Here is a 3319-nt window from a genome sequence, read left to right on the forward strand (position 1 = left end):
CCGACCCGTCGGCCGCCGCCGACACGCTGCGCCGGGCCGTGGCGGAGGCGCTGCGCGACCTCGACGACCTCACGCCGGCGCAGCTGCGCGCCGACCGTCGGGGCCGGTTCCGCCAGTACGGCTCCGCGCTGACCGTCGAGTCGGAGCTGCGGTCGATGACCGGCCCGCGCCGCTGACCGTCCGGATCGTCGCCGACCGACCCGACCCGGGTCCGTCGGCACCGTCGCCGCCCGACCGGGCGTCGTGGAGCGCACGAGGGAGAGCCGTGTTCCGTACCGTCCTGATCGCCAACCGGGGCGAGATCGCCCTCCGGGTCGCCCGTGCCTGCCGGGAGCTGGGCATCCGCACGGTCGCCGTGCACTCCACCGCGGACCGGCACTCGGCCGTGGTCCGGTTCGCCGACGAGGCGGTGCACATCGGACCGCCGCCGCCCCGGCAGAGCTACCTGTGCGCGGCGGCCGTGCTGGAGGCGGCCCGGCGCTGCGGGGCGGACGCCGTCCACCCCGGGTACGGCTTCCTCTCCGAGGACCCCGACTTCGCCGAGGCCTGCGCGGCCGAGGGGATCGTGCTCGTCGGTCCGCCGCCGGAGGTGATGGCGAAGCTCGGTGACAAGGGCTCGGCCCGGGCGATCATGAAGGCGGCGGGCCTGCCGCTGCTCCCGGGCAGCCTCGACCCGCTCGGCCCGGAGGAGGCGCACGCGTTGGCCGACCGGATCGGCTACCCGGTGATCGTCAAGGCGGTGGCCGGCGGCGGCGGGCGGGGCATGCAGGTGGTGACCCGCTCGGCCGACTTCCCCGAGGTGCACCGGCGGACCAGCGCCACCGCGCAGATGCTCTTCGGCGACGGCCGGGTCTACGTCGAGCGCTACCTGCGCTCCGCCCGGCACGTCGAGATCCAGATCCTCTGTGACGCGTACGGCAACGCGATCCACCTCGGCGAGCGGGACTGCAGCGTGCAACGCCGGCACCAGAAGCTGGTCGAGGAGACGCCGTCGCCGGGCCTGCCGGCGGGGCTGGCCGAGCGGATGGGCGCGGCGGCGGTGGCCGGTGCGCGGGCGGTCGGCTACGTGGGGGCGGGCACCTTCGAGTTCCTCGTCGACCCCGACGGCGGGTTCCACTTCATGGAGGTCAACTGCCGCATCCAGGTGGAACACCCGGTGACCGAGATGGTCACCGGGGTGGATCTGGTGCAGCAGCAGTTGCGGGTGGCGGCGGGGGAGCGGCTCGGGTTGACCCAGGACGACATCCGTCCCCGCGGGGTGGCCGTCGAGTGCCGGCTCAACGCCGAGGACCCGGAGCGGGACTTCGCCCCCACCCCCGGGGTGGTCGAGGAGTTCGTCGCCCCGTCCGGGCCGTTCGTGCGGGTCGACACGCACGCCCACCCCGGCTACCGGGTCCCGCCGAACTACGACTCGCTGCTGGCGAAGCTGGTCGTGTGGGCGCCGGACCGGGACGCGGCCATCGCCCGGATGCTGCGGGCCCTGGACGAGACCCGGGTGACCGGGCCCCGGATCGCCACCACGCGGGACTTCCTGCGCCGGGTGGTCGACCATCCGCTGTTCCGGGCCGCCGAGCACGACACCGCGCTGGTGGACCGGCTCCTCGGCGCCGAGGCGGTGGCGGCGGACCGGTGACCGACGGCCCCGGGGCGACGGCGTGTCGCCCCGGGGCCGGGCCCGGTTCAGGCCAGTCGGTCGTGGTCCACCGTGCGGGAGCGGACGAGCAGGTTGCCCTCGCCGTCGCGGACCAGCACGTCGCGCACCACGCAGCTCGGTGCGATCGTCACGTTCCGCTCGGGCCGGGTGGTGACCACCAGCGCGTAGTAGGTCGCCTGGACCGAACCGTCCTCCCGCGGCTCCAGCCAGAGCTGGTTGAACCAGTGCCGCCGGATCACCGGGTCCTCGGCGAAGCGCTCGTGGAACCGGTTCAGCTCGGTCACGATGCCGTCCCGGCCCCGGGCCGGCGGCTGCTGCGGGGTGTGGGTGAACTCGCCGTCCTCGGTGAACGTCGCCGCGTACGCGGGGAAGTCGCCGCCGTCGAGCAGCTGCATCTGGCGGGCGTGGAAGTGCTGGACCTCGACGTACAGGTCGGTGAGGCTCTGCGTACCGATCATCGTGCTCCTCGTCTGCGTTTGGGAGGGGGCGGCGGCGGATCGCCGCCGTGGCCCGGCCGACCACGGCCCCACGGTGCCCGGCCCGGCTCGAACCGTCCTCGAGAACGCGGCCAGCGGCCGGGCGTTCCAGGCCGGTTCGACGCCGGCTCGAGCCCGCCGCGCGAAGGTCGGACGGTCATCCGCCGAACCGAGTGGCCCGTGGAGGGACCGTGGAGAGAACCCAGCCGGTCGCAGTCGTGACCGGGGCGACCAGTGGCATCGGGCTGTCCGTCACCCGGCGGTTGGCCCGGGACGGGCACCGTGTCTTCATCTGCTCACGGCACGACGAGGAGTTGGCCGCGACGGTCAAGAGCCTCGTCGAGGAGGGATTCGACGCCGACGGCGAGGTGTGCGACGTGTCGGTGCCCGCCGACGTACGCCGGTTCGTGGCCGCCGCGGTGGCCCGGTACGGCCCGCTGGACGTCCTGGTGAACAACGCCGGGCGCAGCGGGGGCGGCGCGACGGCCGAGATCGACGACGAGTTGTGGCTGGACGTGATCAACACCAACCTCAACAGCGTCTTCCTGATGACCAAGGCGGCGCTCACCACCGGCGGCATGCTGGCGCGCGGACGGGGGCGCGTGATCAACATCGCGTCGACCGGCGGCAAGCAGGGTGTGGTGCACGCCGCGCCGTACTCGGCCTCCAAGCACGGCGTGGTCGGCTTCACCAAGGCGCTCGGGCTGGAGCTGGCGCGCACCGGCGTCACGGTGAACGCGGTCTGCCCCGGGTTCGTGGAGACGCCGATGGCGCAACGCGTACGCGAGCACTACGCCGACATCTGGGGGGTCTCCGAGGAGGAGACGTTCGACCGGATCACCACGCGGGTGCCCATCGGTCGCTACGTGCGGCCCGAGGAGGTGGCCGCGATGGTCGCGTACCTGGTGCACGACGACGCGGCGGCGGTGACCGCGCAGGCGCTGAACGTCTGCGGCGGGCTGGGCAACTACTGAGCGACGGACCGGAAGAGGTTGGCATGAGCCCAGACAACGACGACGGCACCGACCGGGAGCCGGACCTGACCGCCGCCCTGGACGCCGTCCGGCGCAGCACCCTACGACTGCTCGCCGACCTGCCCCGGCCGCCGACGGCGCTGCGGATCCGGGCCGGCGCGCTGACCCTGGAGGCGGAGTGGGCGACGGTCGGCGCGCCGGTGGCGGTGGCACCG

At 74.1% G+C, this 3319-nt stretch carries 3 protein-coding genes and 1 pseudogene; 3 read left to right on the plus strand and 1 reads right to left on the minus strand.

Annotation, left to right across the window (positions count from 1 at the left end; translation table 11 throughout):
* Positions 1-265: 265 nt before the first annotated feature.
* Positions 266-1633: an acetyl-CoA carboxylase biotin carboxylase subunit gene (locus HUW36_RS28800; protein WP_174530996.1), complete on the plus strand. Its 1368-nt coding sequence runs from the start codon at positions 266-268 to the stop codon at positions 1631-1633.
* A gap of 47 nt (positions 1634-1680) precedes the next feature.
* On the opposite strand, the gene HUW36_RS28805 is transcribed toward HUW36_RS28800, so the two are convergent.
* A complete protein-coding gene (locus HUW36_RS28805) occupies positions 1681-2112 on the minus strand; it encodes a nuclear transport factor 2 family protein (RefSeq protein ID WP_174530997.1) in 432 nt (143 codons plus the stop codon).
* 209 nt (positions 2113-2321) lie between these two features.
* Between HUW36_RS28805 and HUW36_RS28810 the strand changes: the two genes are divergently transcribed.
* Entirely contained in the window at positions 2322-3104 is a 783-nt protein-coding gene (locus HUW36_RS28810) for a 3-oxoacyl-ACP reductase (RefSeq protein WP_174530998.1), read from the plus strand.
* Positions 3105-3127: 23 nt separating this feature from the next.
* Positions 3128-3319 (plus strand): annotated as a pseudogene (locus tag HUW36_RS28815) (acetyl-CoA carboxylase biotin carboxyl carrier protein subunit); the annotation flags it as partial.

Origin of the sequence: Micromonospora maritima (assembly GCF_902825405.1) — a bacterium.
Taxonomy (GTDB): domain Bacteria; phylum Actinomycetota; class Actinomycetes; order Mycobacteriales; family Micromonosporaceae; genus Micromonospora; species Micromonospora maritima.

Coding starts and splice junctions, on each gene's coding strand:
- HUW36_RS28805 (WP_174530997.1), bottom strand. CDS start 2,112: ATGATCGGTACGCAGAGCCTCACCGACCTGTACGTCGAGGTCCAGCAC.